Annotated in this window: 1 protein-coding gene; it reads right to left on the reverse strand. The window is 24.2% G+C overall.

What is annotated here, in order from left to right:
- Positions 1–192 (reverse strand): EamA family transporter (locus A9G30_RS02985; RefSeq protein WP_176700829.1); only part of this gene is annotated, 192 nt, incomplete at its 3' end.
- Between the last annotated feature and the right edge of the window lie 379 nt (positions 193–571).

The raw sequence follows: 571 nt of genomic DNA on the forward strand, positions 1-571 counted from the left end.
AATCCCCTGCCAAGAAAAAAAATGTGGTGATAGTATCCAAAGGGATAAATAACCAAGCCCGAATCGAAAAAACAGTATTTCCACAGGTTTGAAATCAAGTAATAAAACTTTAGTCGCAATAAATGTTGTTCCCCAAAGAAACACGGTCATTAATGCAATTAAGTGCCCTGATGCTTTGTTTGAAAATAACATAATAATACTCTTTGTTCACATTAATAAATATTGTTATCAAAGTAAAGTATATCGTATTGCACGGTATTTATTACTAAAATTAGTAGCCAATATTAAATTAAAAAAGATTAAGAAAGGATTTGATTAAAAAATATAACTCTATTTTTATTTTAAAATAGGTATCATTTTTGTATTTAGTTTGTTTTTAGGCAAAAAAAATCCACTCGAAAAATCGAGTGGAGGGCAAAAAATGAAAAACGTAATCTGTTAATATAGACAACTAAAAAAGTAAAAAGTTCAAATTAATTTCATATATTTTTTAATATTTAACAAAATAACAAATAACTGTTTGTTATTTAATAATAATTATTTTTAGAAATAAAATAATTATTCACAATAT

The organism is Gilliamella sp. Fer4-1, assembly GCF_001690515.1.
In the GTDB taxonomy this organism is placed as follows: domain Bacteria; phylum Pseudomonadota; class Gammaproteobacteria; order Enterobacterales; family Orbaceae; genus Gilliamella; species Gilliamella apicola_C.